Source organism: Micromonospora craniellae, from assembly GCF_014764405.1.
Classification (GTDB): Bacteria; Actinomycetota; Actinomycetes; order Mycobacteriales; family Micromonosporaceae; genus Micromonospora; species Micromonospora craniellae.
Map to the genome: position 1 here is coordinate 2109548 of NZ_CP061725.1, position 25369 is coordinate 2134916.

The window sequence follows — 25369 nt, forward strand, 5'->3', positions numbered from 1 at the left end:
CTTCCACTACTAGTACGGCAGCCGCCATTTGCTAGTTGACCAGGGTGTATTCGCGGTTGAGGCGGGTGCGTTGGTGGTGCCAGCGGGCGCGGGCTTGGTGGCGGCGTCGCCAGGTGAGCCAGTCGATGGCGTGGTCGGGTGGTGGTGGGTGGTGCAGGGCGTCGGCGAGGAGTCGTCCGATCTCGGGCACGGTCAGTGGGATCAGTCCGGGCTCGGCCGGTGGCGGCTGGTCGGGTGTGGTCGGTGGGGGCGCCTGGCTGTCGGTGCGGTGGCGTAACTGCGCGGCGGTGACCGCGCAGACCGCGAGGGCGGCCATGACCAGCACGGTGTGCCGGGCGATCGCTGTGTGCAGGCGGGCCTGACACTGGTCCAGGCCGAAGTGGTCCTTGCCGAACTCGAAGCATTCCTCGACCGGCCACCGCAGACCGGCGGCGCGGACCAGCCGCGACACGACCGCCGGCTGCCCCTCGGGCACGAAGCAGTAGTGGAACGCCAGTTCACCGGTGGCCAGGTGCCGGCGGACGAGGAGATGGCGCCGGGGTGAGGCGGTGCCGATCCACGCCCACGCGTACCAGCGGTGTCCCTTCGACCCCGTGCCGGCCGAGCGGACCTGCCAGCCCCGACCGGCCCCACCGACCAGCAGGCCGACGGCTTGCGCGCAGGTCAGCCGGTCACCGGACGGCGTCTGGATCATGAACGTCGAGGCGACCCGCAGCACGTACGCCTGCCCACGTTGTTCGAGGAACTCCCTCAGTTCGGTGCAGTTGCCGTACACCTCGTCACCGCAGATCACGTCGAAGGTCAGCCCGTCGGCGTACGCCTGGGTGCACAGGTCGATCGCGAGTTGCCCCTTCGTCCGGAACCCCAGCCCCGAGGGCAGCCCGGTGCGGGCGGCGGTGTCCGGGCCGGTGACCTGCTCGGCGGGGATCCACTGCCGGGCGGCGATCAGGGCATGGCCGGTCCCCTCCCGCACATAGGCCAGGTGCACCGTGTTGACGCCATTGGCGACCCGACCGGCGCAGCCCATGTACTGCCGTTTCACCCCGGCCGTCGCCGTACCCTGCTTCGGCTGTCCGGTCTCGTCCAACGCCCCGACCACCAGCCCACGCCGCCGCCGGACGGCCGCCGCGGTGTCCAACCCGGCGGCCACGAACCGCCGCACCTCGCCGGCCACGCCCTCGGTGTCCCACACCGCCCGGTTCAACAACCGCTGGGTCCGGTCCGGCGTGACATCCCCGACATGCTCGGCGATGGTCCACCCGTTGCGTTTCGGCAACCTGCTGACCAACGCCGACACGTACCGGCCCGCGTGCCGCCACGTCCGCGTCTGGACGAAACACGACCGCACCCGCTCCAACAGCTCGCCCTGCGCGCGCACCGCCCGGTCAGCCGCTACCCTGGCAGCAGCAGCCGCCTTCGATCTTGTCGTTCTCACAAACACATGATCAACAGGCGGCTGCGTCCACGTTGCACCACCCCTGCCCACGCGTCCTACCTGGTCAAAGCCCTAATGGCGGCTGCCGTACTAGACTTCGGTCGGCGCTGCGTAACAACCACATAGTGCTCACTGCTCTATCCGCGTGATCCAGGGGATGTGGACGCTGAGGGCGTCCCACACCGGCAGCAAGGGCAGCCGCGACATTTCCGGAACGCTCATCTCAACAGTCACGACGTCGCCGCTGGAAAGGCCAGCGATCAAGTCGTTCCGCTCACACCTCATGGACCAGGGTGAAGGTGCGCACGGCCCGGCGACACCGAGCACGTCGAGCATCATGAGCCGCTGCGCGGGAACCTGTGCGGCGAGCGTCAGTTCTGCCGCAACTCGCTTGTGATCGAGGTTGCCGTTGACGGCCAGCCCTCGTGTGGCGGAAGCGGCGTCCGTCCGGCTAGCGACGACGATCGCGCCCAACCTGGTCGGCCCGGATCGATCGACGCCGGACATGGCCGCGTACTCGGGCGGGCTCAGCACCAGCCTTCGGCGTCGACGACCACGCACAAGTGTCTCGACCATCGGCCCACCCGATGTGTTCTCGCGTACTGCGGCATCCAGCAACTCCGTTGGGACGCTCACTCTGGTCGGCCAGCCGATCGCAGCAATTCCGGCGGAAGAGACGCGCAATAACACTAGATCGTCTGCCAGGAGCCCGGCGCGCAGCTCAACACCGGCCCGGTGGGCAAGCGTCGACTTGCCGCCACAGGGCGCCGCGAGGAACAGCACAGCCCTCGGACCGTCGTCCGTATCGATGCTCACGGCGGATGCGTGCACCAGTTGCCAGCCGTCGGCTAGCAGCCGCGTGCCGAAGAACATCCGAGCAACCCAGTCCGGCCACCTCCGACTCTGCTCGTCGCCATGCGGCAAGAACACCCGAGTCTGCCGATTCTTGGTATCCACTTCGATGAGCGCTTCAGCGCAACCAACTCGGTAACGGCCGGCAAGGGCAAGAACTCCGTCTGAGGCTCCGAGGATCTCCAACCGACGGCCGATGTCGGACCATCCGAAGGCCGGCCGGCCGGGTCGACGACGACGCTCGGCCGCTGGCGACGAGAAAGCGATGTTTACGGACCAGTCCGGAGCTCCGGCCGTTTGCCTGTCCAAGACTGCGCACGGCGGGACCAGAACCGACAGGACATCGTCCAGGAGTTCCCGGGCTTCCGCTGTGAGTCGCAGACGATGCCCTGCAAGAAGCAGGCCAGTCTCCAGATCACCCATCGTTCATCACTGGTTTCTTGAGCGGCTGGCAACCCTGGCCGGGCTCCGGCGCCCCGCCGATCCTAGGCTGCGGTGACCAAGCTGACCAGGATTGCAATCGCCGGTGACATCCTTCCGGCACCGTCTGCCTCAATGACCGTCGATCCCGCCTTGCAGTTCGACGCCCGAGTCGAGCCCCCCTTGTCATGTACGAAATCGTGCCAACCAGGGGCATGGGCGGGAAGAAGATGCTGTACCAGTCCTGTAGCAGTGCTGTACCGCGCACGGCTGACCGAAGTCGCATTCGAGAACGTCACGAAAATCTACAGGCGATACAGCCATGCGAGGACGGTGGCTAGGTAGATGGCCCGGAAGTCTTGGTACTCCCACGGACAACGACGCATGAGCCATGGACATTCGCAACAACATCCCAAGCGCCTCGGCCAGCGAGGCGGCCACCACCTGGGAGTCAAGTTCGACGGCAGCATGTCCCGGCCGAAGCAGAGAACCAACAAATGCGGGGCAGCCATACAAATACCCATGCCACGACAACCAGGATCGAGGCGCCGCCACTCTATTCGCGTGTATAGCGACTCTGGCGAGCAGCTCCTCACGCAGGAGGGCATCGCACGTTGCGGTGCTTCGGCGCTGCCGACCGACACCTCAACGCGTCAGAACTGCGGCCGCTTGCACACTCTCGGTGCGCAGGCGACGGAACGTCCAGCCGGAAACCGGAAAGGCAAACGTTCAGAAAGAAACAGAGCCAGTTTCGTTTGGGCCAAGCGCTACGACAGAATCAGCTCGAAGACCGCCCTGTCTTTTCCCGGACCTTTGAAGCTACGAACAATCGATACACCATTGACGGCATAATCACCCGGGGCGTTCACAAAGCCCATTGAGGCCCACGCGCCGGAGGCCGCCGCGTTCCCAGGCTCCGACGTCAGGTAGATCCGCTTAGAGACCGTCGGGTAACCAGGTGACTACGTGGCGATAAGTCGTTCAGCGTTGATACGTCGGGCGGCTTCGCGTTCGGTAGTGTTGCTCCACCGGACCGCCTGCCCGGCCAGACGTATCGTCATGAGTCGAATCATCGCTACCTTGATCATGGCCTCAGAGTTGACGGTCAACCGCTCGTAGTCCCGGGCCAGACGCCGATTACGTACCAGCCAGCCGAACGTCCTCTCCACCACCCACCTACGCGGCAGGACCTTGAAGCCCTTGACATCGTCGGTGCGCTTGACGATCTCCAGCAGGATTCCGAGCTTGTCCTTTGCCCAGCTCAACAGGCTGGAGTCGATGCTGTTGGCGTAGCCGCCGTCGGCCCACACCAGCGCGACGGTGGCGAATGCCTCGGCCAGTCGTTGCAGGATCCGCCGGCCTCCAGGACGGTCGTTGACGGAGGCGGAGGTGACCATCACCACCAGGATCAACCCCATCGTGTCGACAACCAGATGCCGCTTACGGCCTGTCGTCTTCTTGCCCATATCGAACCCACGGCATTCGCCACCCTCGCTGGATTTGATCGACTGGGCGTCCAACACCGCCGCGGTCGGCTCCGGCCCACGACCCGCCGCCACCCGTACCTGCCGGCGAAGCTCGTCGTGGATCGCATCCCACGTCCCGTTTCTACGCCAAGCGGTGAACCAGCGATGCGCCGCATCCGGCGGCGCCAGATCACGCGGCATCATTCGCCACGCACAGCCCGACCGCAGCACGTAGAAGATCGAGTCGAGGATCAGCCGGTCGTCCCACTTACGGGGCCGGCCGCCTCTACGCAGGTCACGCACCGGCATGAGAGGGGCCAGGATCGCCCACATCGCGTCGGTCAAGCTCGACGGATAGCATGAGCGGGCGTCATCCCCGCCAAGGTCTACGTTGCACACACAACCCGATCATGGCGGGGATGACCTATTTGTCGAGCGTCCCGCATCGACGTGTCTCGCCGTCACACAACGCCCCGAGCCGGTTACCCGACGGTCTCTTACAGCCCCATCGCTCAGCGCGCGCACGGACACGTCCCACCAGTGCGACTGCAACGCCTTCGCGACGATGATCCGGATGCACCATCACATCCTGGATGTAAATCTCATTCGGATCCTCCTGGCTGCGCATGGCGATCACGGCACCCACGACCGATCCATCGGCAATAGCCACCGGACATGTCGATGAAAACAGTCGGGCATACAGCCAATAGTCGGACGCCGTTCGAGCCTTTACGTAGGGGGCACCTTGATCCATCAAGGCCAACACCGAATCCACCAGATCTTGACTAAGGCTGGTTATGCGCATTTTGCCTTTCCCGCTTCGATCGTATATTTGCGACAAGTTGCGCTGCGGCCGGCTTGGGTCTGACCGCTTCGGTGATGCTACGACCGACGATCAGGATGTCCCAGTCTTGACTACCGAGGACGGGCAGGTCGGTAGCGCTGAAGCCGCCGGAGACCGCGACCGGGAGCCGGGACCAGCTACGAATGGCGCGCGCCCGGGTTAGTGGGTGGCCGGCGCCGAAGCTGACGTCGATATTCGAGGTCACGGTGAATCCGTCAACGCCTGCTTGTTCCATGTCCTGCACCCAGTGCTGGGTGGCGTGGAGCGCGGGGACATCGAGCAGGATAGGAGTGCCGAGGCGTCGGCCGGCCTCCACTGCGGCCGCGACGCTGGCAGCTGTCGCTGGTCCGATCAGCTGGACGACATCCGCACCAGCCCCAGCTGCCAACTCGACCTGGTCGCGGCCCCAGTCTGCGGACATCATCTCCGCGACTACACGCGTCGCTCCAACGGCCTGCTTGATCTGTTCAATCGCGCGTACACCGACCTGTTTAATGAGGGGGTCGCCCACCTCAATGAGATCGACGTCTGCCTCCGCCAACGCCTCGGCGACCCGAAGCGCATGCTCGAGGTCATGCAGGTCAAGCGCCACCTGCACCGCCTGATGGCCGCGCAGGCGGCGAAATTCTCCACGTGTCATCCCGTGCGCAGGCTCAGGCGAGACGCCCACGGTGCGGTCACCTGCCTGGAGGATGGCGTCGGCTTCGCGGCGTACGGTCCATCTCGCGCTGGCCCTGCCCTCGCTCGCCAGTCGCCTGGCGACCGGCTCCGGCACGGTTGTCCAGCCGGTCCGAATCTCCCGTAACAGCCCGAACAATGCGCGGGCATGGGGAGATGTGTCGTCAGCCCCGCCGGTGCCGGCCAGCAGGAGCAACCTATGTCGGAGCAGCGCCGCGTCAGCTGGCGCTTCACGCCACTGCGGGGCATCAACAACAAGTCGACCCACGACCCCTACAACGAGATGCGGATCTCCTGTAGCGCTGAGCAGCCCACGCAGGAGACCGGCGCGCACATGCCAGTTCGGGTCACCGACCAGCAGTTCGGTCTCCTGCTTCCATACCGGCAGCGGCACTCCCCTCCCTGTCACGCTGATGTGAGACAGCCCGTCTACCAGGGGATACTCTTCCTGGACGGCCCTGAGGAGAGCACATCAGCATGACGTCGAGGCCCCATGAGAGTCTGGATCCGGACGCCCGGCCCCAGCGGCGGACATTCACCGCGGAGTTCAAGGCGAGGATTCTGGACGAGTACGAGTCGGCGCCGGATGCGGCGGCTCGCGGGGCGATTCTGCGCCGGGAACGGCTGTACGGTTCACACCTTCTCGACTGGCGCAAGGCGCGGGATGCCGGAGCCGCGGCCGGCCTGACGGACCGGCGGCAATCGGCTGCGCGGGCGGCGAAGAAGGCCGAGAACGCTGAACTTTCCCGTCTTCAGCGGGAGAACGCCCGCCTGCAGGCCGAGTTGAACAAGACCCAGACCGCGTTGTCGATCATGGGAAAAGCTCACGCGCTCTTGGAACTGCTCTCCGAGAGCGCGGATGCCGTGGCGATGCCGAACTCGTCCTCGCCGAGGCGCAGGCGGCGCTGACGCCGTTGTGGGGCATCGCGCCCGCGTGCCGGCTGACCGGCCTGTCGAGGGCGACGCTGTATCGCCGTAGTGCCCCGCCGCTGGTCTCCCGGCCACGGGCGCCGCGTAAGCCGCCGCCGTCCGCGCTGACCGAGCCTGAACGCCGGCAGGTCCTGGACCTGCTCAACAGCCCGCCATACGTGGATCTGGCCCCGGCGCAGGTGTGGGCCCGCGAACTCGACGAGGGCCGCTGGTGGTGCTCGGAGTCCACGATGTACCGGATCCTGCGGGCCGCCGGGCAGACCGGCGAACGCCGCAGCCAGGCCACCCATCCGGCCCGGACCAAACCCGAACTGGTCGCCGACGCCGCGAATCAGGTGTGGTCGTGGGACATCACGAAGCTGCGCGGCCCGGTCAAGGGCGTCTGGTTCCACCTTTACACGGTGATCGACATCTGGTCCCGCTACGTCGTCGGGCACATGGTCGCCGCCCACGAGGACGGCCAACTCGCCGAAGCGCTGATCGCCGACGCCGCCGCCCGCGAACGCGTGAACCCCGATCAGCTGACCGTGCACGCCGACCGCGGCGCCGCGATGACCAGCAAGACCGTCACCCAGCTGCTGACCGATCTCAAAATCGGCCGCAGCCACAGCCGGCCCAAGACCTCCAACGACAACCCGTACATCGAGGCCAGCTTCAAGACACTCAAGTACGACCCCACGTTCCCAGAGCGGTTCGGATCGATCCAGCACGCCCGACAGCACTGCGAAGCGTTCTACAGCTACTACAACCACGAACACCGGCACTCCGGGATCGGCCTGCACACCCCGGCATCGGTCCACCACGGCACCGCCGGACAGATCCGTGAACAGCGGCAACGCACCCTCGACGCCGCCTGGGCCGCACATCCCGAACGGTTCGGACGCCGCCGTCCCCAACCACCCCGGCTACCGGACCGGGCATGGATCAACAAACCCGACAACAGCCACCCGGAACAGGCCGTGACCTCGGCCGGAGCCCCTCTTCCACCAGCACAAAGCTAAACAAAATCAAGAAATTGTCTCAGTTGACTTGACAGGTTCCGCATCAAGAGTCTGCTCCAGATGAGACAGCATGTCGCGCCACACCGCCGCCCCGAACGTACGGAGCGTGGACAGCACCCACTCGCTGTAGGTCTCGCCGAGCGCCGCAGCAGGAGCCGGGCTCGAAAGCAGCGATCGAGTCAACTCCAGTGCGTTGGGCTGATGGCACCGTCTGGCGCACGACTGGACGACCTCCGGCGAGCGCATCGTCGGCGTGGCCACGCACAGCATGAGAGGCAAGGTGGTGTCAGGCCCTGCCATCGGCGACAAGGCAATCGCCGCCGCGAGGCTGGGATCGCGTTCATCGATGGCGCATACCACCAGCTCGAAGATCCCTCGGACACTGGCCGACGACACGGCCTGCTCCGCAAGATCGTTGAGCGCTTCAACGGCCGCAACCGACCGGCCCTTGTGAATGATCAGATCGGCGATGTGGATGGCGACGAAGTATTCACGAATCACCGCGTGACTGAACCTTGGGCCGGCCTGCTCAGGCAGCACCAGTGGCGTCAGGTCCGGCATCGGCGGCCAAGCCCCCCGGCTCGGCAGCTTCTCACTGAGTCCCAGGCTGGACGGAAGCAGCACGCCTGACTGGCGTATCGCGCTATCCGACAGCGCGATGATCATAGTGCTGACATCCGATCCCGCTCTGATAAGGATGCTCTGCACGCAGTGGTCCACGAGCTGATATGCCGTCGCAGGCCGGTCATCGATTCGTCCAGCAGAATGGAGCAGTGTCAGGTAGAGCGGCAGCGTCGCGAGCCGTTGCACCGACGAGGGCAAGTCCGCGAATGCGACGTGATCAGGGGTACGAGCGGTGTCCCATACACGGCGGGCCTGTTCTAGTACGGCAGCCGCCATTAGCAGTCTGACCTGCTGGGATGTGGCGGGGGTGGCATCCAACATGGACGCAGCCGCCTGTTGATCATGTGTTTGTGAAGACAACAAGATCGAAGGCGGCTGCTGCTGCCAGGATAGAGGCTGCCCGGACGGCCCGGACCGCGGGTGAGCTGCTGGAGCGGTTGCGGTCGTGTTTCGTGCGTACGCGGACCTGGCAGCACGCGGGCCGGTACGTGTCGGCGCTGGTCAGCGAGATCCCGAAGAGGAACGGGTGGACGATCGCGCAGCAGGCCGGGGACCGCACGCCGGATCGCACCCAGCGGCTGCTGAACCGGGCGGTGTGGGACGGCGCGGCCGCCATGAGTCAGGTGCGCCGGTTCGTCGTGACCGGCCTGGACGCGGTGGCCGGGCGTCGCACGCGGCGGGGGTTGCGGATCGCCGCGCTGGACGAGACCGGCCAGGCCAAACAGGGCACGGCGACGTGCGGGGTGAAACGCCAGTACATGGGCTGTGCCGGCCGGCTCGCGAACGGGATCAACACGGTGCACCTGGCGTATGCCCGTGAACGTGTCGGGCATGCGCTGATCGGGGCCCGGCAATGGATCCCGGCCGAGCACCTCACCGACCCGGACACCGCGGCGAGGATGGGCATCACAGACGGGCTGGCGTTCCGGACCAAAGGGCAGCTGGCCATTGACATCTGCACCGACGCATACGCTGACGGCGTCGTCTTCGACTTCGTCTGCGGCGACGAGGTCTACGGCAACTGCACCCAGCTACGCGAGTTCTTCGAGGACCGGCAGCAGGCCTACGTGCTCCGCGTCGCCTCGAGCTTCATGCTCACGCTGAACCCGGAAGCCCGCATGACCTGCGCCCAGGCCGTCGCCCTGCTCGCCAAGAACGAACGCCGGTGGCAGACCCGCTCGGCCGGCGCCGGTTCGAAGGGACAACGCTGGTACGCGTGGGCGTGGATCGCGACCGCCTCACCCCGGCACTACCTACTGGTACGCCGTCACCTGACAAGCGGTGACCTGGCCTTTCACTACTGCTACGTGCCGCACGGCCACCCGTTGACCCTGTCCAGGCTCGTACGGGCCGCCGGGCTGCGCTGGCCGGTCGAGGAAACGTTCGAGTTCGGCAAGGACTCCTTCGGCCTCGATCAATGCCAAGCCCGGCTACACACCGCGATCATCCGCCACACCGTGCTGGTCATGACCGCCCTGGCCATCTGCGCCATCGCCGCCGCCCGCCTCAAGACCCGCACCGACACCCAAGCCCCACCACCGAACACACCCGATCAGCGGCCGCCCTCCGAGCCCGGCATGATCCCGCTGACCATCCCCGAGACCGCACGCCTGCTCGCCATGACCTGGCACCAACCGAAACCCACCGACCACGACACCCACTGGCGCAACTGGCGACGCCGTCACCAAGCCCGAGCACGCTGGTTCCACCAACGCACCCGACTCAACCGAGAGTATTCCCTGGCCAACTAGCAAATGCAGGGCGTTCGCAAGGTAGTGAGATGACCGGATTGCCGATTGTGGGGTAGTCACGCCGGTTCCGGCGGGTACGTGAGAGAGCGCGGCCTTCTGGTGATCATTCAGGTGTCTAGACTGGATGATCGAGGAAGACCGCGCTCGTGGAAGCATCATTGTTGATCGGCGGGTTGTCCGCACGCCTGGGTGGCGTGTCGCCGTTGTCGGAGCGGGACACGCCGGGGTTGCTGCAGGTCCTTGCCGAGGTGCCGGACCCGCGTGATGCCCGGGGTCGGATCTATGCGCTGCCGGGGCTGCTCGCGATGGCGATCGCGGCGGTGCTCTCGGGATCCAGCCGGGTCGTGGAGATCGTCGAGTGGGCTGCGGATCTGCCGGACGCGGTGTGGGACCGTCTCGGCGCGGCCCGCGACGCCTTGACCGGGGCCCGGCGGGTGCCTGATGACGGCACGCTGGGCCGGGTGCTGGCCGGCATCGACGCCGACGCGTTGGATGCCGCGGTGTGTCGCTGGCTGCTCGGCCGGGCCGGTGTGACCGGGCGGGGTCGGCGGGTGATCGCCGTTGACGGCAAGACGCTGCGTGGCAGCGGCCCGGCCGGGTCTCAGGCGCACCTGCTGGCCGCGTTGGACCAGGCCGAGCAGATCGTCCTGGCGCAGATCGACGTTAATGGGAAGACGAATGAGATCAGCCGGTTCCAGCCGTTGCTCGACGGTCTGGACCTGGCCGGGGCGGTCATCACGGCGGACGCGCTGCACACCCAGCGCGAGCATGCCCGCTGGCTGGTCGAGGACAAACACGCCGGATACGTCTTCGTCGTCAAGCGCAATCAGCCACGGCTCTACCGACAGGTCAAGGCCCTGCCCTGGGGGAAGATCCCCGCCCTGGACGCCACCCGTGAGCGCGGGCACGGCCGCTACGACATCCGGGAGTTGCAGGCGGTCACCTGTCTGGGGCCGCTCGCGCTGGACTTCCCACACGCGGCCCAGGCCCTGCGTATCCGGCGCCGCCGACACAACCCGGCCACCGGACGTTGGTCCACCGTCACCGTGTACGCGATCACCAGCCTGACCGCAGCCGCGGCCGGTCCCGCTGACCTGGCCGACTGGCTACGCGGACACTGGGCCATCGAGGTCCTTCACCATATTCGCGACACCACCTACCGCGAGGACGCCAGCCGGCTACGCACAGGCAACGCGCCTCGCGCCCTGGCCACCCTTCGCAACACCGCGATCAGCCTCCTCCGCCTCAACGGCGCCACCTCGATCGCAGCAACCCTGCGCCGAAACAGCCGAGATCCATACCGATCCCTACAAATACTCGGACTCACCTAGAACGGACATACCTCGACCTTGCGAACGCCCTGCTAGCAAATGGCGGCTGCCGTACTAGAGGCCACGGGGTGAGACGGAACGAGACGCCCCGCTCTGGAGGATCCGGCTCATACACAGACGCGGCGAGCACTGGATAGGCCGTCAGTTCCAGGTCCGGCGGCGTCCGGATCACCAGGATAAAGCGCAATCTTGGATCGAGGACGTGCCGCAAGAGCAGGTCCAACTGCCGACCTACCGCGTGTACATGCTCGCGGGACCCGATGCCATCGATGATGACCAGCAGAGGGCGGTCGAGCTTTGCCGCCTGACCTTCCAAAATCAGTACCGGATCGTCACCGCAGGGGACGGATGCGTAGCGGAGGATCTGTGCGGCAACGTCGAGTTGACCGGACGGCCAGGTTTCCACCGAGAGGATCTGGCTGTCCACGTCACCGGCTAGCTCTACCGCAAGGTGACCCACCAGTGTCGTCTTGCCGGAGCCCGGCCCGCCCTTAAGCACGAAAACCCGGGCCGATGAGTCAAGGAAGCGCCGTACCCGTTCCTCTGCCCCATCCAGCTGGACAAAGGCGAGCGCCCCGCCGGAACGAATGGCATCGGCCAGGGCATTGGTCCGCTGCTTCGACTTGCCGCCGAGACCGCTTCGGCGGCCCGCGCCAACGGATTCACCCGCCGCCTCGGCACCACCCGGCTCTTTCGACGCCCGGTCTGCCGAGATCAACTCCTCCAAGGCCAACTGGAACCGGCGTTGAGCCGCAACATCCAGGCTCGAGAGAGCCGTGTCGAGCATTTGCTGAGTCTCGAATCGCAACTGAGAGTCAGCCCCTCGCCGCTCCCACGTCGATATCGAGTTGACGGCAACTCCGAGGTAACCCCCGAACTGGCGGAGGCTCATCCGCATCGCCTCTCGCAGCGCCTTGGCCTCCCGCCCTGACCAGCGCGCCACCACCCCACCCACGGACGTCGCCCTCCTCAGCGATGACACTCTCGGTCGCACCCGTACCCCTCGCGGCAGCGAGGAAAACGTGAGGCGCATCGAGGTGCCCGCATGTGACCATACCTTCCATCAAGGATGGTCTCGAGTGGTGTCAGCCCTCGGGCACCGAGACGACGTTGGCGAGATATCTGGGTTGGTCTCTTCAGGCAGCTGGCCCAGAAGCCGCGGCATGCCGATCCGCTGCCAGGTGAGGTGCGGTGCAAAGCGCTGGACAACTCGCGGGCGAGGGATCTGCTCGGCAGACATCCCATGACCCCGATTGCGTAAGGCATCCGGATTACCGTCCGGGCCAGTGGGGTGTTCCTGACGGATAGAACCCTCTGACCACACGATCCGTCTACGTACCGAGGTCACCGAGAGCCCCTCGATCACTGCCCGGAATTGCGTGCGGGAAGCCCTGGTCGACCTGCGAGCAGCGGCGACACCGTTGTCACACGCCTCCACGGTCATCGATGAGGCTCGCGTGATCCCCGTCGTCGGAGACAAGGTAAGCGGCAAGGCCTCCCTCGCGCTGAAGGCCGCTCTCCGGCGCGGATGCGAAATGCCTCCATGCATTGCCACTCGTTGGCGCGCCTGGCGGCCGGTCATGCGCTCAGCGGCAGTACTTTCAACGCTGCGTCGCAGAGATCACCGCGGTCTGGCACGGGGAGCGCTCCGAGACCGGCCTTCGCCAACGGATCATCGACTCGATCAAGGAGACCGCCGATGTCGCACACGCCGACTGATCTGCCTGGCTCCGCAGCCACGATCGGGCTGACTATCGACACCGTGCTACGCCGCACGGACAAGACCCTGCTGGCGCGAGGCTCGTTCCGCGGCGACCCGGCAGCGGTGAAGTATCTGATTGACCCAGATCCGTTCTGGGCAGCCAAGTGGCGACACGAGCTGGACGTCTACGAGGTCTTCGGTGACACCACCCCGCCTGTCCGCGTTCCTCGTCTGCTCCACACCGACCATGACCGGCTGCTGGTCCTGGAATGGGTCGACGCATCGCCCCTCGCGGCCGAACGCTACCCCCAGCGAGAGCTCGAGACCCGGGAGGTCGATGCCGTCCTGGACTGCATCACCGCCTTGAATCAGTGGACCCACCCCGCCGTCCGGTTCTCGCCCACCTTCGACTACTCCGAGCGCGTGGCTCGGTACCAGGCCAAGGGGTACCTCACTGAGGGCCAGCGAGAGGCTCTGGACAGTCTGCTGGCTCAATGCGACGCGCCGGCACAGCTCAATCACGGCGACCCACTGGCCAGCAACATCCTCCTCGATGCCAGCCGCTCCGACAGCGACGACGAGGCCGAGACCACGGCGGTTCTACTCGACTGGGAGTTCACCGGGCTGTTCCTTCCCGGCTTCGACCTTGCGATGCTCCACACCCAGGTCGGCGCACGAACGCCAGTGATCCGCGAGCGCATTGAGGCGATCGTGAGTGAGACGGGCATCGAGGCCGCATTCGTGCTCAACCTCGCTGTGGTTTTGACCCGCGAGCTACGCCTGCACCACGAACTGCCCGAGGACGACCCCGTCCGGACGCGGTGTCTGCCGATCATCGAGGTTGCCTGGAACTCGGCCAGCACCCGCCTCCAACGGCTCGCCACGGCGAGGCCAGCATGATCCACGTAGCCCTGGTCCACCGCGATCTTCACGAAGTGAGCCGCGGCGGCATCTGCACGCTCTACCGCTCCCTGGCCCGGCATCTCGCCAACCTGGGCGCATCGGTAACCATGATCACGCAGGAGTCACCCCACCCAATACAGGGAAGGGATGTCACCGTCGTCTCGCTTCCCCGCACCGAAGACCTGGTTCAACACCGCGAGGCCGTCGCCGACGCCCTCGACGCGGTCAGGCCCGATGTCGTCGACTGCTCCACCTGGGAGGCAGAGACCCTGCGGTATCTCGCCAAACCTCGCGAAGACCGAGCCCCGGTCCTCGTACGCGGCGAGTTCAGTGCCGCCCGCCTCGACGCGGGCGGCCTTGCTCGCGACGAACACCAACTCGTCCAGGCCGCCGACCAGGTCATCGCCGTCAGCCAGTACGCGGCCCAGGATCTCACGACGGAGTACGGCATCCCTCTGCCACTCGCGGTGGCCAACGGAGTCGACCGCAAACGGTTTCATCCTGGGAGGCCAACCACGCCCGCCAGCGGCTTCCACATCGACCTCGGGGCCGACGGCCACGTCGCAGGCCGCAGACCGATACCCGACCTCCTCGCGGCCGGAGAAACAGTCTCGCCATGGAAGCCTGATCCGGCGGGACGCCTCCGGCTCGTATGGGTCGGAAAGATCACGCCGATGAAGGGCTGGGACGTGCTCGAGACCGCCACGACCCGGCTTCGGGACATCGCCTCTGTTTCCGTGCTGCTCGGTCACTCACCAACGTTCGCGCCGGTCACATCAGCCAGCAGCGAACTCACCGTCCTTCAAGATCTGGACGACACCGACCTTCCGGGCCTCTACCGCGCGGCGGACTGGCTGCTGTCCACGTCGCGCTGGGAAGGCTTCGGCCTCGCCATCGCCGAGGCGCTCGCCTGCGGCACCCCGGTCCTGCTGCCAGAGCACCTCGGCACCGCACCAGAGCTGCTCGCCGCCAGTGGCGGCTACACGTACCGCGACCTCGATCACCTCGCGGACATCCTGACCCATGCCGAACGCCTGACCGGCCGCCTTCCCGACCACTTCGACTGGGCAGTCAACGCGGCCGAAAGCCTCCGGCTCTACCGAGCGCTCCTCGGCAGGTGACCCGTGCGAATCCTGCTGATCGGCCCACACCACACCGGCGGAAGCATCCCGCCCTACCTCGACGTCTTCACGGCCGCGCTGCGATTCCTCGGCGTGCAGGTCGAGCGCCTCGGCTCATCGGGCGTGCCCTACGACAAGGAGCAGGACCGGTTCTGGACGGCCGAGCGCGTCCGCCAGGAGGCCGAGAGCATGCTTGCCGACGTCGACGTGAACGCGTACGACCTGATCTCTATCCACTTCGGAAATCTCGACGTCGAACAACTGCTACCCCATCTGTGGCCGGCCCGCCGACCTCCGGCCGTCTACCACGTACACAGCCTCGACTGGGCCCTGTTCACCGACCACGTCCCCGAGCCGGACCTGCGCGAGGCGGTGAACAGAGGAGTCGCCGGAATGGACGCCTTCGTATGCTTCGGCGCCTACGGAGCCGAGCGCCTCGAAACCGTCGCTGGGCCCGACGCACCACGCCTTGTCTCCTGGCTGCCGACCACCATCCCATCGGGCACCTTGCCGAGATACCCGAAGTGTATTGCCGCAGACCTGGAACCTTCGGCCCGTCGGCCGCTTGGCAGCCTCTACGGCTACACCGCCCCATGGAAAGACACCGAGAACCTCATCGCCGCGTGTAAGCGGACGAAGGAACCCGGCCGCATCATCGTCGCGGGTCCGTTCTGGGACGACCCATCACAGGCAGGAATGGACCTCGCCGCCGAGGTCAGGGGCGCCACGCATGGATCAACACAGCTGCGTGTCGAACCGACGTACCTCGATGCTGCCGCGCGGTTGGCGCTCGTCACGGCGACGGACTTCGCGATCTTCCCGTACCGCGCCCAGCCGACCTTCCAGGGCAGCGGTGCCATCGCCGACTACCTCGCCCACGGTGTGCCCGTCCTCGCAACGGACGTCGCCAACATGGCCGAACTGATCGGCGATGCGGGAGTGATCATGGAGCCTGCGAATCCCCAGTCGTTGGCCGACGCAGTCGATCGCTTCATCCGCGATGTTCAACACCGTAAAGCCCTGGCCAGCGCTGCCCGATACCGCGCCCGCCGCTTCAGCGCCGTCCACCACGCCGCCCGGTGCCTTCAGTTCTACGACTCCCTCATCAGACGCTGAGACGGGACCAGCGACCATGACACTCCCCGCTGAACTAATCATCGCGCGCCACGGCGAGGCTCACTGCAACCGCGAACAGATCGTCGGAGGCTCACAAGGGTGTAGAGGACTGACCGACCGGGGCCGACGCCAGATCGAACGGCTAGCCCAACGACTCGGTCAAGAGCACCACGAGCGCCCGATTCACGCCATCTACACCACGCCGCTGCGCAGAGCCCAGGAAAGCGCCGCGATCATCGGTGCATACCTCAGCATGGACGCCGTAATCGTCGCCGACCTCGCCGAGCAGGATTACGGCGCTGCCGACGGCCGGCCGTGGACCGACGTCGTCGCTGAGTACGGCGACATCCCTGCCCTCGATGCGGACCGTCCGCTCGCAGCCGGTGGCGAGACCTGGCGGGAATACCTACATCGGGCCACCATCGCCATCGGCGAGATCACAACCCGGCATGTAGGTGAGCGCGTCCTCCTCGTCGGTCACGGCGAAACCATCGACGCCGCCTTCCAACATTTCCTAGCCGTGCCTATCGACGTTCGGGCCACCGCAGCCGTCGCTGCATACCACGCGAGCGTCACTGCCTGGGTGCAGCAACCGCTCTCGTGGACCCGACCCTCAGCCGGTTGGCGATGGACCCTGACCAGCCACAACGACACCCGGCATCTGTTCGCAGACGCAGAGACGTGAAACCGCCCCAGATCTGAACCGCGAGCCGAGGCCCCGCCTGGCGGCAGACCAGCGCTACGTCCGCTACGGGGCTGGTGCCTGGGAGCGCGGCGCTCCCAGGCAGCCTTTGCCGTTCGGTTACAGGCTGAGAGCGCCGTCTCGCACGGCGTCGGTGAAGGTCGTCCAACTCTTTGCCGTGACGGCGAGGTGGCCACCGTGTGGGTTCTTGCTGTCGCGCACAAGGACCGCGTCTTCGCGGCCCAGTAGGTTCGTCGCCACCTCGACGCAGTTTCCTCCGTTTCCGCTGCGGGTGCTCTTGCGCCAGATCGCGCCAGCCGAGTCAGCCACTGGTGTATCCCTTCTGTGCTTCCACGATCAGTCGTTTTGACGCCGTCTGGTTGAGGGCGCGTTTCTCCAGATCAGCCCACGCCAGCCGGTAGGCGGTGACCTCGTCGGGCTTGTTCAGGTACATCGCACCAGTCAGTGTCTCGGCGTACGCGAGCGGGGGTTCGAGCGGATCTCCGAACTCATTTGTGGGGAAGTCCAGGATGGTGAATGGCCCGCAGGCGGCCATGCCGCTGTGCACGCCCGCAGAGAACGGCACGATGCGCACGGTCACGTTCGCCTTGACCATCAGCTCCAGCAGGTGGGCCATCTGATCGGCCATGGCTCTCGGGCCGCCGACGGGTCGGTGGAGCACCGCCTGGTTGAGAATGACCCGGAGGTGCGGCGCGCGGGGGCGGGTGAGAAGCGACTGTCGCTCGACTCGTACCTGGACGCGGCGGATGATCTCGTCCTCTCCGAGGTAACCCGGTGGCACACGCGCGACCTGTTCGGCGTAGGTGGGGGTCTGGAGGAGGCCAGGGACCAGCTCTGACTCGTACTGGAGGATCGTCTCGGCGCTGTCCTCCAACGTGACGTACAGGCCGAACCAGGCCGGCAGCGCCGTCTCCGTGTAGTCATGCCACCAGCTCTTGCGCCGGCCGTTGCGGGTTTCGGCGGTCAGGGCTAGCAGGACTTTGGTGTCGTGCTCTCCCGCCCCGTAGATCTCTAGCAGCGCCTTGACGTCAATGTCGCGAAAGCGGACGTTCTCGTGGCCTTCTTCCCACCGGGCGATGGTCGTGCGGCCCTTCTGGAGTTGCTCGGCTGCCTGCTCTTGCGACAGCCCTGCGTGCTTCCGTAGCGCCTCCAGGCGACGCCCGATGTGGCGGCGTAGCAACGCCGAGCCCACTGCCTCAGACACCTAGCCCACCCTTTCGCTCACTTTGGGCGCGTGCTGCGCCCAATTAAAGCACGCATTTGAAGCGTGACCCTGAGGGGTGCACCCTCCATGACCTGCCCTTTTGCGGCCTAAAACAGAAGCGTCTCTCAAAACAGATACTCCTTCATGGGTAGTTGATTTCTGGGCATGCCCAAAGTGTAATGAGTTACAGAAGGGAGCTGACAGCCGCCGGATGGGTCATCACCTCAAGGCTGATCACGTCTGTCGGATCAAGCGGAACGCCACGAGCCGCAGGCTTCTTCGACCAGCTCAACGCCGAGTACCCTGCGTTCCGCAGCTCAGCGTCGATATAGTCGGCGTCGCGGTGTGAAGGTGCAGTTCAGGGCGTTGCGGCCTGGCGGGAACGGCGAAAACGCCTAGTGACACGCCTGCCTGTGGATAACTTTGTTGAGCTGCTGATCTGTTGCTGGTCTCATAGTCGGTGTACGGTCGTGCCTCGTGTACGTGAAAGCGTCGACCCGCAAGACCCGCGACGGGCAGACGATCCGCTACCTGCAACTGGCTCACAACGAGTGGGACCCGGCCGCGAAGGCGTCCAAGACCCGGGTGTTGTACTCGTTCGGCCGCGAAGACCAGCTCGACGTGGCCGGTATCCGCCGCTTGGTCGACGCGTTGTCGCGGTTGCTCGCCCCGGCCGACGCCCTGGCCGCGGCCGCGCCGGCCGGCCTGTCGTTTGTGGAGTCCCGTTCGCTGGGCGGGGCGTGGCTGCTCGACGGGTTGTGGCGCCGGCTGCGCATCGACACCGTCCTGCGGCCGCTGGTCGGCTCGTCCCGCCGGGAGGTCGACGTCGAACGGGTGCTGTTCGCGCTGGTCGCCAACCGGGCCCTGGCCCCGTCGAGCAAGCTGGCCGCCGCCGACTGGGTCTGCCAGGACGTGTACCTGCCCGACCTGCCGCACGTCACCGACGACACCTGCTACCGGGCGATGGACCAGTTGATCGAGGTCGAGCCCGCGTTGACCCGCGGGGTCTACGACCAGATCGCCGACCTGCTCAACCTTGAGGTCGACCTGTTGTTCTTCGACACCACCAGCACCTACTTCGAACTCGATGAGGCCGACGAACCGCTGTGGCGTGACCAGCAGGGCCGGGTCGTGGCCGAGGACGATCCGGCGGCGGTCAAGCAGGCAGGGTTCCGCACCCATGGCAAGAGCAAGGACTCCCGCGACGACCTGCCCCAGGTCGTGGTCGGGATGGCCGTCACCCGCACCGGCATTCCCGTGCGGGTGTGGTGCTGGCCCGGCAACACCAGCGACTCCGCCCTGATCCGGCAGGTCAAGACCGACATGCGCGAGTGGAGCCTGGCTCGCGTCGTCTGGGTCGCCGACCGCGGCTTCGCCTCCGCCGAGAACCGCCGCTTCCTGCAACAGGGCGGCGGGCACTACATCCTGGGTGAGAAGCTGCGTGCCGGCACCAGCGAAGCCGACGCTGCGCTCGCCCGGCAGGGCCGCTACGCCACCGTCGCGGAGAACCTGCAGGTCAAGGAAGTCAACATCGACACCGACGACCGGTTCGTCATCTGCTACAACCCCGAGGCCGCCGACCGGGACGCCGCTGTCCGCCAACGGCTGATCGCCCAGCTCACGGACCTGATCGACGACACCGACCGGCTGCCGGCCACCAAACGCGCCGAGCTACGCGGCGTGATCTCCACCAAGCCCGGCCTGAACCGGTTCCTGCGCGTCACCCCCAAGGGCCTGCTGCGCCTCGACCAGGCCAAGGTCAAGGCCGAACAGCGCCTGGACGGCAAGTACCTGCTGCGCTGCTCCGACCCGACACTGTCGGCCGAGGACATCGCCCTGGGCTACAAGCAGCTCCTCGAAGTCGAACGCGGCTGGCGCGACATGAAGACCACCCTCGACCTGCGCCCGGTGTTCCACCGCCGCGAGGACCGCATCCGCGCTCACATCCTGCTCTGCTGGCTGGCCCTGCTGCTGATCCGGGTCGCCGAGACCGAGACCGGCCGCACCTGGACCGCGATCCGCACCGAGATCGACCGGCTGCACCTGGGCGTGTTCACCGGCCCCGCCGGCACGTTCGCCCAGCGCACCGAGCTGTCCCAACCCCAGAAGGCCCTGCTCACCAAGCTGAAGATCGCCGAGCCGCCCCGGATCTTCGACGCCACACCCGCAACCGCCTGACCTGCGACAACACAGCCGCCTAGTGACACGCCCCGTCACCGGGCCCACCGCTGTTTGCCCAGCTCACAGCCCAGATCCGCCGCCTATATCGACGCCGAGCTGCGGAACGCAGGAGTACGTGCGGGAAACGGTCCCGTCCGTGAGCCCAGATGCAGGGTCCGTCGCGCTTCCGAACAGGATGCCGCCTGCGTCCGCTGATCGGCTTGTGCGGTCGATGTCGGGGAGTGCCCGACCGCGTATCTCACACAGGAAGAGGTGATGGCAGTGCGCGTCAAGTGGTTCGTCTCCACTGACGATGATCATTCGTTCAAGCCCTTCGGCATCGACAGCGCTGGCCCCGCCATGCTCTTCGGCCCCGAAAGTGGGGCCACGCACCCCGACGGCACTTCCGTGCCCGCCGATGTCGCCGGACACGATCACATGCACCGGCCGAGCCCCAGCCGACCGGCTTTGGCGCGCGACTGTGGTCCGCAGCCGGTCCGCCGAGGGGCACAGCCGTGAACCGCAGCCCGCAGCCTCTCCCCGACATCACGCCGGGCACCTTGCTCCTACTCGAAGCAAATGACTGGTCCTACGGGCGTGACCTGACCCCCGGTACTTCCGTAGCCATCGCTGTCACAGGGATCCGCGACCTCCTGTACCGCAGCGACGAGTGGATCTGGGTGCTCGGTCACCGGCCGGAGTGCGAGTACCCGAACGTGGACCGGCATTCGCCGTGCATGGAGGTGCGGGCCAAGATCGCCGCGCTGCACCGCCAAGTCGCCGCGTCATGACCAGCACCGACGACAGCGATCGGCCCGTCGATCACTTCGAGTCGGCGCGGAACACTGCGCTGCATCATCGCGACGGCGGTAGCTGTTTCCGCTGCCGGCAGGGCCGGTGTGGGCAGTACGCCTGGGCGGTCGAGGAGCTTGGTCGTCATGCCGGCGGGCGGAAGCTCCTTCGGCAGCTCGGGTTTCCCCTTTCCTGTGATGATTCGATTGAGGAAGGTCAGCCGCGGTGAACGCCACACCTTTCGTCGCTCCGGACAGCTACCCGGAGTATCTGCGTGGGTATTCCGAGTCGGTGGGGCCGTCTCGGCCGGTGCGTGCGGTCGGTAGTGCCGCCGCTCCACCGATGCGTCTTGCGGATGAGTTCTTCTATCTGGCGCACGACGATCAGACGGGTCGGTCGCGTCTGTTCGAGTCCGCGACAGCTTACGGCCTGGCTGCGGCGTTGTAGGCGGAGCTGGGTTGGGAGGGGCGGATCACGTTCGTGGGCCGGCATGTGCGGGTGATCGACCCGTCGCCGCCGGCGGACTGGCTGCAACACGTTGTCCTCGATCGGTTGGTGGCGGAGCCGCAGCACACGGCGACGCGAACGTGGTTGGCGTTCTTGGGCACCACCGCCTATGAGCAGGTGGCGACCCGGATGTGGCAGCTCGGGCTGCTGCGTCAGCGGCAGGTGGGTCGGTGGTGGCGGCAGCGCACCGTCTACGTGCCGTCGGACATGAACACCGCCGCCTGGTCGTGGGCCCGCCTGTCCTACCGGTTACGAAACCACGAACGGTTGAACGCGTTCGACGTGACCCTCGGCGGGCTGGCGATGTCCACCCAGCTCGATCCGATCCTGCTCGACGACGCGCCCCCGCTCGCCCGCGTACTCCTGCGCCGGCAGGTCGACCAGGCGTCCCTGCCGCTACGGGAGCTTCTTGCTGATCTCGGTGCCGTCGTCGGTGGTGCCGTGCTGAGCCACCGCACCACCTGAACGCCACCACACCCACCCGCACCACACCACCACCACTACTGGCTCGGCGTTGCCGCGCCGGGCTGTTGCTGACCCACTGAACTGTTTGGAGAGAGAACTGATGTCTCACACGAGACCTGACACCGTGTCCGCTGTCCTGGCCAGGGGGCGGCTCGGTATCCCGTCGGTGGTGTTCTTCGTGATCGCCGCCGCCGCACCCCTGACCGTCGTCGCCGGTGGCGCGACCACGGGGTACGCGGTCACCGGCGTCACCGGTATCCCGGTGTCGTATCTGCTGGTGGCGGCGGTGTTGGCGTTGTTCGCGGTCGGCTACGTGGCCATGTCCCGCCGGATCGTCAACGCGGGCGCCTTCTACACCTACGTCACCCGAGGACTCGGCCGCCCCGCCGGTGTCGGCGCCGCCATGGTCGCGCTGGTCGCCTACAACGCGATGCAGATCGGCCTGTACGGCGGGGCGGGCGCGGTCACCGCGCAGTTCCTCAACGACCGCTACGGCTGGCACCTCACCTGGTGGATCTGCGCCCTCGCCGTCTGGGCGGTCGTCGCGGGGCTCGGTGTCGCGCGGATCGACCTCAACGGTCGGGTCCTCGCCGTCGTCCTGGTCGCGGAGTGCGTCGTCGCGCTGACGTTCGACGCGATCATGGTCACCCACCCCGCCGACGGGACGGTCAGCTTCGCCACCCTCGCCCCCTCGCACGTGTTCGCCGCCGGGATCGGCGCCGCTTTGGTCACCGCCATCACCGGGTTCGTCGGTTTTGAGGGCACCGTCGTGTTCTCGGAGGAGACGAAGGATCCCCGGCGGACGATCGCCCGTGCCACCTACATCGCCGTCGCGGTGACCGGCCTGCTGTATGGGCTGTCCGCGTGGGCGATGTCGGTGGCCACCGGCCCCGACCGCATCGTCGAGGCGGCCCGCACGCACCGACGGCACGGATCTGATCTTCAACCTGGTGTCGCCGTACCTGGCCGACAGCGTCATCACCGTCGCCCGGGTCCTGTTCATCACCTCGCTGTTCGCCGCCCTGCTCTCCTTCCACCACACCGTGGCCCGGTACCTGTTCGCGCTCGGCCGGGAGCGGGTGCTGCCGGCGGTGTTCGGTCGCACCAGCCGCCGCACCGGGGCGCCGAAGGTCGGCTCCCTCGTGCAGAGCGGGATCGCGTTCGTCGTGCTGGTCGGTTATGCGGTCGCGGGGGCGGACCCGATCGTGCACCTCTTCTTCTGGATCACCGTCACCGGCGGGCTCGGGGTGCTGATCCTGATGACCGTCACCTCCGCCGCCGTCATCGGCTTCTTCGCCCGCATCACCCACATTGAAGGACCCTGGCGAACGGCGATCGCACCCGGGGCCGCGACAATCGCGCTCGCCGGGATCCTCACCGTCACCCTGCGGGAATTCGCCACCCTCCTCGGCGTGGCACCGGACTCGCCACTGCGGTGGGCGTTCCCCACCGCCTACGCCGCCGCCGCACTACTCGGCATCACCTGGGCGCTCACCCTGCGCACCACCCGTCCGGACGTGTACGCGGCGGTCGGCCTCGGCGCGCACAGCGCCACCGGACCCCACCGCACCCCCGACACCGTCCACCAACCCGCCTGACCAAGAGAGAAGCCGTGACCCGCACCAACAACAGACCACTCGTCCGCGCCGCCGCGAAGGCCGACGCCGGGCCGCTGATCGCCGTCCTCGCCGAAGCGTTCCACCACGGACCCCTCGCCGACTGGCTCATCCCCGACCCCGACGAGCGACGCACCGTCTACTACCGCTACTTCCGCGACGCCCTCCACCACGGACTGCAACACGGGCAGGTCCACACCACCTCCGACCAGACCGCCGTCGCGATCTGGTACCCCCGCCCCGAGCCCACCCCCACCGACCACCACCAACGGGTCGAAGCGCTGGAGCGCATCGCCGGCGTCTACGCGCCGAAGTTCGTGCTGATGGAGGAGATGTTCGACGCCGTCCACCCCGACACACCACACCACTACCTGGCCTACCTCGCCGTCGACCCCACCCGCCACAACCAGGGCATCGGCGCCGCACTCCTCACCGACCACCACCGCCACCTCGACCACCTCGGCCTGCCGGCCTACCTGGAGGCCAGCAATCTGCACAACCGGCGGCTCTACCTGCGCCACGGCTACACCGCCGGACCCACCATCACCCTGCCCACCCACGGACCCACCATCTGGCGCATGTGGCGCGGCACCCCCACCACCAACGGCGACCGGACCCCGTTCCCGCACACCACGCGGAGAAACCCATGACGACACAGCCCCACCCCGCCCGCCGTGCTCTCCTGCGCCTGTTCCTCGGCAGCGCCGTCCTTCTCCTGCCCGCCTGCCAGACTGACACCGCCACAACCCCTGGACCCGACACGACCGGCACACCCGCCGACGCACCACCATGGGCCAGCCCACCCACCAGGACCGCGACCGACGCCGGCCTCACCGCAGAGCAGCGGCCGACGCTGCTCGCCGAAACCCTGAGCAGCACGCCAGCCGACACCACCATCGACCTGCCCTACACCTACCTGCACCTGCAAACCTGGACACGCGCGACGAACACGATCATCCGCACCGACATCCGACGCTGGCGACACGCAGACGGCTCCGGCCGCGAAGTCACCCGCCGGGCACCCGACCTGGCAGGCGTGGACCACCAACCCCGACCCGACGAACGGCCCCTGTTCGACCACGCCACTCCCACCACACACCGCCACCCGCCCGGAAGCCTGCACCCGTACCTCCCCGAGCCGGTCCCGGCCGACCCGACACAGCTCGCCAAGCTTCTGGCACCGGCCGAGCTGGCCAGCGAGCCCGCATACCCGAGGCTGCTCGCAGGCGGCGTCATCGGCCTGGCCACCAGCCAACACCTCAACCGCCCCCAGCGGGCCACCGCACTACGTGTGCTCGCGCGGATCACCGGCATCACCTACCGGGGCACGACCACCGACATCGCCGGACGCACCGGCCTGGCATTCCACGTCACCGCCGACGGGTCCACCACCGTGCTGATCATCGACCCGACCACAGGGGAACTACTCGCCGCACACGAACGCATCAACGGCAGCATCAAGCCGGGTCTGTTCTCCTACGTCCTCATCCTGGCCCGAGGCCACACCACCGACACCGTCACACCACCCGCCACCGGGTGACGACCTGACCAGCCGCCGAACCCTGGACCCGAGAAACAGGAGACGGCTGGTCTTCCGGCCGGCGGCAGCGCCCCCCCCCGGTGTTCCTGCCGCCGGCCACCCCACCACCATGACCGACCTTGACATGGGTGTCGGTGGCGTCGTGGCCACGGCGACCGGCGGCACGGCCGCCTTCTCGGCTGGCTACGGAGAGTGCGGTATCACTGAC

21 protein-coding genes and 2 pseudogenes are annotated in these 25369 nt (G+C 67.0%); 14 read left to right on the forward strand and 9 right to left on the reverse strand.

Annotated features, from left to right (window positions below):
* Nucleotides 1–31: 31 nt before the first annotated feature.
* The 5 genes and pseudogenes from ID554_RS09615 to ID554_RS09635 all read right to left on the reverse strand — a co-directional run bounded on the left by ID554_RS09615 (nucleotide 32) and on the right by ID554_RS09635 (nucleotide 6089).
* Nucleotides 32–1378, reverse strand: a complete 1347-nt coding sequence (locus tag ID554_RS09615) for an IS701 family transposase (RefSeq protein WP_223884508.1) — start codon at nucleotides 1376–1378, stop codon at nucleotides 32–34.
* 186 nt (nucleotides 1379–1564) lie between these two features.
* Nucleotides 1565–2308, reverse strand: coding sequence for a hypothetical protein (locus tag ID554_RS09620; RefSeq protein WP_147333666.1), 744 nt, complete (start codon nucleotides 2306–2308; stop codon nucleotides 1565–1567).
* Between the two features lie 1442 nt (nucleotides 2309–3750).
* Nucleotides 3751–4572: pseudogene (locus ID554_RS09625) on the reverse strand (IS5 family transposase); the annotation flags it as partial.
* A 25-nt stretch (nucleotides 4573–4597) separates the two neighbouring features.
* Nucleotides 4598–4948, reverse strand: a complete 351-nt coding sequence (locus ID554_RS09630; RefSeq protein ID WP_199489336.1) for a GNAT family N-acetyltransferase — start codon at nucleotides 4946–4948, stop codon at nucleotides 4598–4600.
* Between the two features lie 10 nt (nucleotides 4949–4958).
* A complete protein-coding gene (locus ID554_RS09635; protein WP_147333674.1) occupies nucleotides 4959–6089 on the reverse strand; it encodes an orotidine 5'-phosphate decarboxylase / HUMPS family protein in 1131 nt (376 codons plus the stop codon).
* Between the two features lie 83 nt (nucleotides 6090–6172).
* On the opposite strand from ID554_RS09635, the gene ID554_RS09640 reads away from it, so the two are divergent.
* Together ID554_RS09640 and ID554_RS09645 are read left to right on the forward strand one after the other, a co-directional pair.
* Complete coding sequence (locus ID554_RS09640) at nucleotides 6173–6604, forward strand: transposase (protein WP_113974894.1); 432 nt, start codon at nucleotides 6173–6175, stop codon at nucleotides 6602–6604.
* Between the two features lie 5 nt (nucleotides 6605–6609).
* The gene (locus ID554_RS09645; RefSeq protein WP_113974893.1) at nucleotides 6610–7626 is read left to right on the forward strand and encodes an IS3 family transposase; all 1017 of its coding nucleotides are present in this window, start codon (nucleotides 6610–6612) and stop codon (nucleotides 7624–7626) included.
* Nucleotides 7627–7632: 6 nt separating this feature from the next.
* Here the strand turns inward: ID554_RS09645 and ID554_RS09650 are convergent, their stop codons facing one another.
* Complete coding sequence (locus ID554_RS09650; RefSeq protein WP_147333664.1) at nucleotides 7633–8571, reverse strand: hypothetical protein; 939 nt, start codon at nucleotides 8569–8571, stop codon at nucleotides 7633–7635.
* Nucleotides 8572–8600: 29 nt separating this feature from the next.
* Between ID554_RS09650 and ID554_RS09655 the strand changes: the two genes are divergently transcribed.
* Both ID554_RS09655 and ID554_RS09660 read left to right on the forward strand, forming a co-directional pair.
* Complete coding sequence (locus ID554_RS09655; RefSeq protein ID WP_449560072.1) at nucleotides 8601–10001, forward strand: IS701 family transposase; 1401 nt, start codon at nucleotides 8601–8603, stop codon at nucleotides 9999–10001.
* Nucleotides 10002–10174: 173 nt separating this feature from the next.
* Complete coding sequence (locus ID554_RS09660; RefSeq protein WP_117230052.1) at nucleotides 10175–11332, forward strand: ISAs1 family transposase; 1158 nt, start codon at nucleotides 10175–10177, stop codon at nucleotides 11330–11332.
* Here ID554_RS09660 and ID554_RS09665 read toward each other — a convergent pair.
* Nucleotides 11325–12287, reverse strand: coding sequence for a hypothetical protein (locus tag ID554_RS09665; RefSeq protein WP_147333637.1), 963 nt, complete (start codon nucleotides 12285–12287; stop codon nucleotides 11325–11327). The genes ID554_RS09660 and ID554_RS09665 overlap by 8 nt on opposite strands.
* A gap of 744 nt (nucleotides 12288–13031) precedes the next feature.
* On the opposite strand from ID554_RS09665, the gene ID554_RS09670 reads away from it, so the two are divergent.
* The 4 genes from ID554_RS09670 to ID554_RS09685 are packed head-to-tail and all read left to right on the forward strand — an operon-like array spanning nucleotide 13032 to nucleotide 16859.
* Entirely contained in the window at nucleotides 13032–13934 is a 903-nt protein-coding gene (locus tag ID554_RS09670; RefSeq protein ID WP_158573883.1) for a phosphotransferase, read from the forward strand.
* Nucleotides 13931–15058 (forward strand): glycosyltransferase family 4 protein, encoded by a 1128-nt coding sequence (locus tag ID554_RS09675; protein WP_117231290.1) that lies wholly within the window; start codon nucleotides 13931–13933, stop codon nucleotides 15056–15058. The genes ID554_RS09670 and ID554_RS09675 overlap by 4 nt, the downstream gene beginning before the upstream one ends.
* 3 nt (nucleotides 15059–15061) lie before the next feature.
* The gene (locus ID554_RS09680; RefSeq protein WP_117231289.1) at nucleotides 15062–16174 is read left to right on the forward strand and encodes a glycosyltransferase family 4 protein; all 1113 of its coding nucleotides are present in this window, start codon (nucleotides 15062–15064) and stop codon (nucleotides 16172–16174) included.
* A gap of 16 nt (nucleotides 16175–16190) precedes the next feature.
* Nucleotides 16191–16859, forward strand: a complete 669-nt coding sequence (locus tag ID554_RS09685; RefSeq protein ID WP_158573882.1) for a histidine phosphatase family protein — start codon at nucleotides 16191–16193, stop codon at nucleotides 16857–16859.
* 117 nt (nucleotides 16860–16976) lie between these two features.
* Here the strand turns inward: ID554_RS09685 and ID554_RS09690 are convergent, their stop codons facing one another.
* Entirely contained in the window at nucleotides 16977–17186 is a 210-nt protein-coding gene (locus ID554_RS09690) for a DUF397 domain-containing protein (protein ID WP_117231287.1), read from the reverse strand.
* The gene (locus ID554_RS09695; RefSeq protein WP_117231286.1) at nucleotides 17179–18081 is read right to left on the reverse strand and encodes a helix-turn-helix domain-containing protein; all 903 of its coding nucleotides are present in this window, start codon (nucleotides 18079–18081) and stop codon (nucleotides 17179–17181) included. The genes ID554_RS09690 and ID554_RS09695 overlap by 8 nt, the downstream gene beginning before the upstream one ends.
* Before the next feature lie 477 nt (nucleotides 18082–18558).
* Between ID554_RS09695 and ID554_RS09700 the strand changes: the two genes are divergently transcribed.
* The 6 genes and pseudogenes from ID554_RS09700 (at nucleotide 18559) to ID554_RS09725 (ending at nucleotide 25161) form a co-directional block, all read left to right on the forward strand.
* Nucleotides 18559–20259 (forward strand): IS1634 family transposase, encoded by a 1701-nt coding sequence (locus ID554_RS09700; protein ID WP_117231419.1) that lies wholly within the window; start codon nucleotides 18559–18561, stop codon nucleotides 20257–20259.
* 497 nt (nucleotides 20260–20756) lie between these two features.
* Nucleotides 20757–21032: a hypothetical protein gene (locus ID554_RS09705; RefSeq protein WP_117229474.1), complete on the forward strand. Its 276-nt coding sequence runs from the start codon at nucleotides 20757–20759 to the stop codon at nucleotides 21030–21032.
* Nucleotides 21033–21486: 454 nt separating this feature from the next.
* Entirely contained in the window at nucleotides 21487–22005 is a 519-nt protein-coding gene (locus tag ID554_RS09710; RefSeq protein WP_223884645.1) for a GOLPH3/VPS74 family protein, read from the forward strand.
* 100 nt (nucleotides 22006–22105) lie between these two features.
* A pseudogene (locus tag ID554_RS09715) lies at nucleotides 22106–23603 on the forward strand (APC family permease).
* A 14-nt stretch (nucleotides 23604–23617) separates the two neighbouring features.
* On the forward strand, nucleotides 23618–24271 hold the full coding sequence (locus ID554_RS09720) for a GNAT family N-acetyltransferase (protein WP_117229472.1): 654 nt from the start codon (nucleotides 23618–23620) through the stop codon (nucleotides 24269–24271).
* Nucleotides 24268–25161 (forward strand): hypothetical protein, encoded by an 894-nt coding sequence (locus ID554_RS09725; protein WP_223884510.1) that lies wholly within the window; start codon nucleotides 24268–24270, stop codon nucleotides 25159–25161. The genes ID554_RS09720 and ID554_RS09725 overlap by 4 nt, the downstream gene beginning before the upstream one ends.
* Nucleotides 25162–25369: the final 208 nt, after the last annotated feature.

Excerpts from the sequence above, each read along its gene's own strand:
- ID554_RS09620 (WP_147333666.1), bottom strand. The coding sequence starts at position 2,308 with ATGTTCTTCGGCACGCGGCTGCTAGCCGACGGCTGGCAACTGGTGCAC.
- ID554_RS09725 (WP_223884510.1), top strand. The coding sequence starts at position 24,268 with ATGACGACACAGCCCCACCCCGCCCGCCGTGCTCTCCTGCGCCTGTTC.
- ID554_RS09650 (WP_147333664.1), bottom strand. The coding sequence starts at position 8,571 with ATGTTGGATGCCACCCCCGCCACATCCCAGCAGGTCAGACTGCTAATG.
- ID554_RS09675 (WP_117231290.1), top strand. The coding sequence starts at position 13,931 with ATGATCCACGTAGCCCTGGTCCACCGCGATCTTCACGAAGTGAGCCGC.
- ID554_RS09640 (WP_113974894.1), top strand. The coding sequence starts at position 6,173 with ATGACGTCGAGGCCCCATGAGAGTCTGGATCCGGACGCCCGGCCCCAG.
- ID554_RS09670 (WP_158573883.1), top strand. The coding sequence starts at position 13,032 with ATGTCGCACACGCCGACTGATCTGCCTGGCTCCGCAGCCACGATCGGG.
- ID554_RS09685 (WP_158573882.1), top strand. The coding sequence starts at position 16,191 with ATGACACTCCCCGCTGAACTAATCATCGCGCGCCACGGCGAGGCTCAC.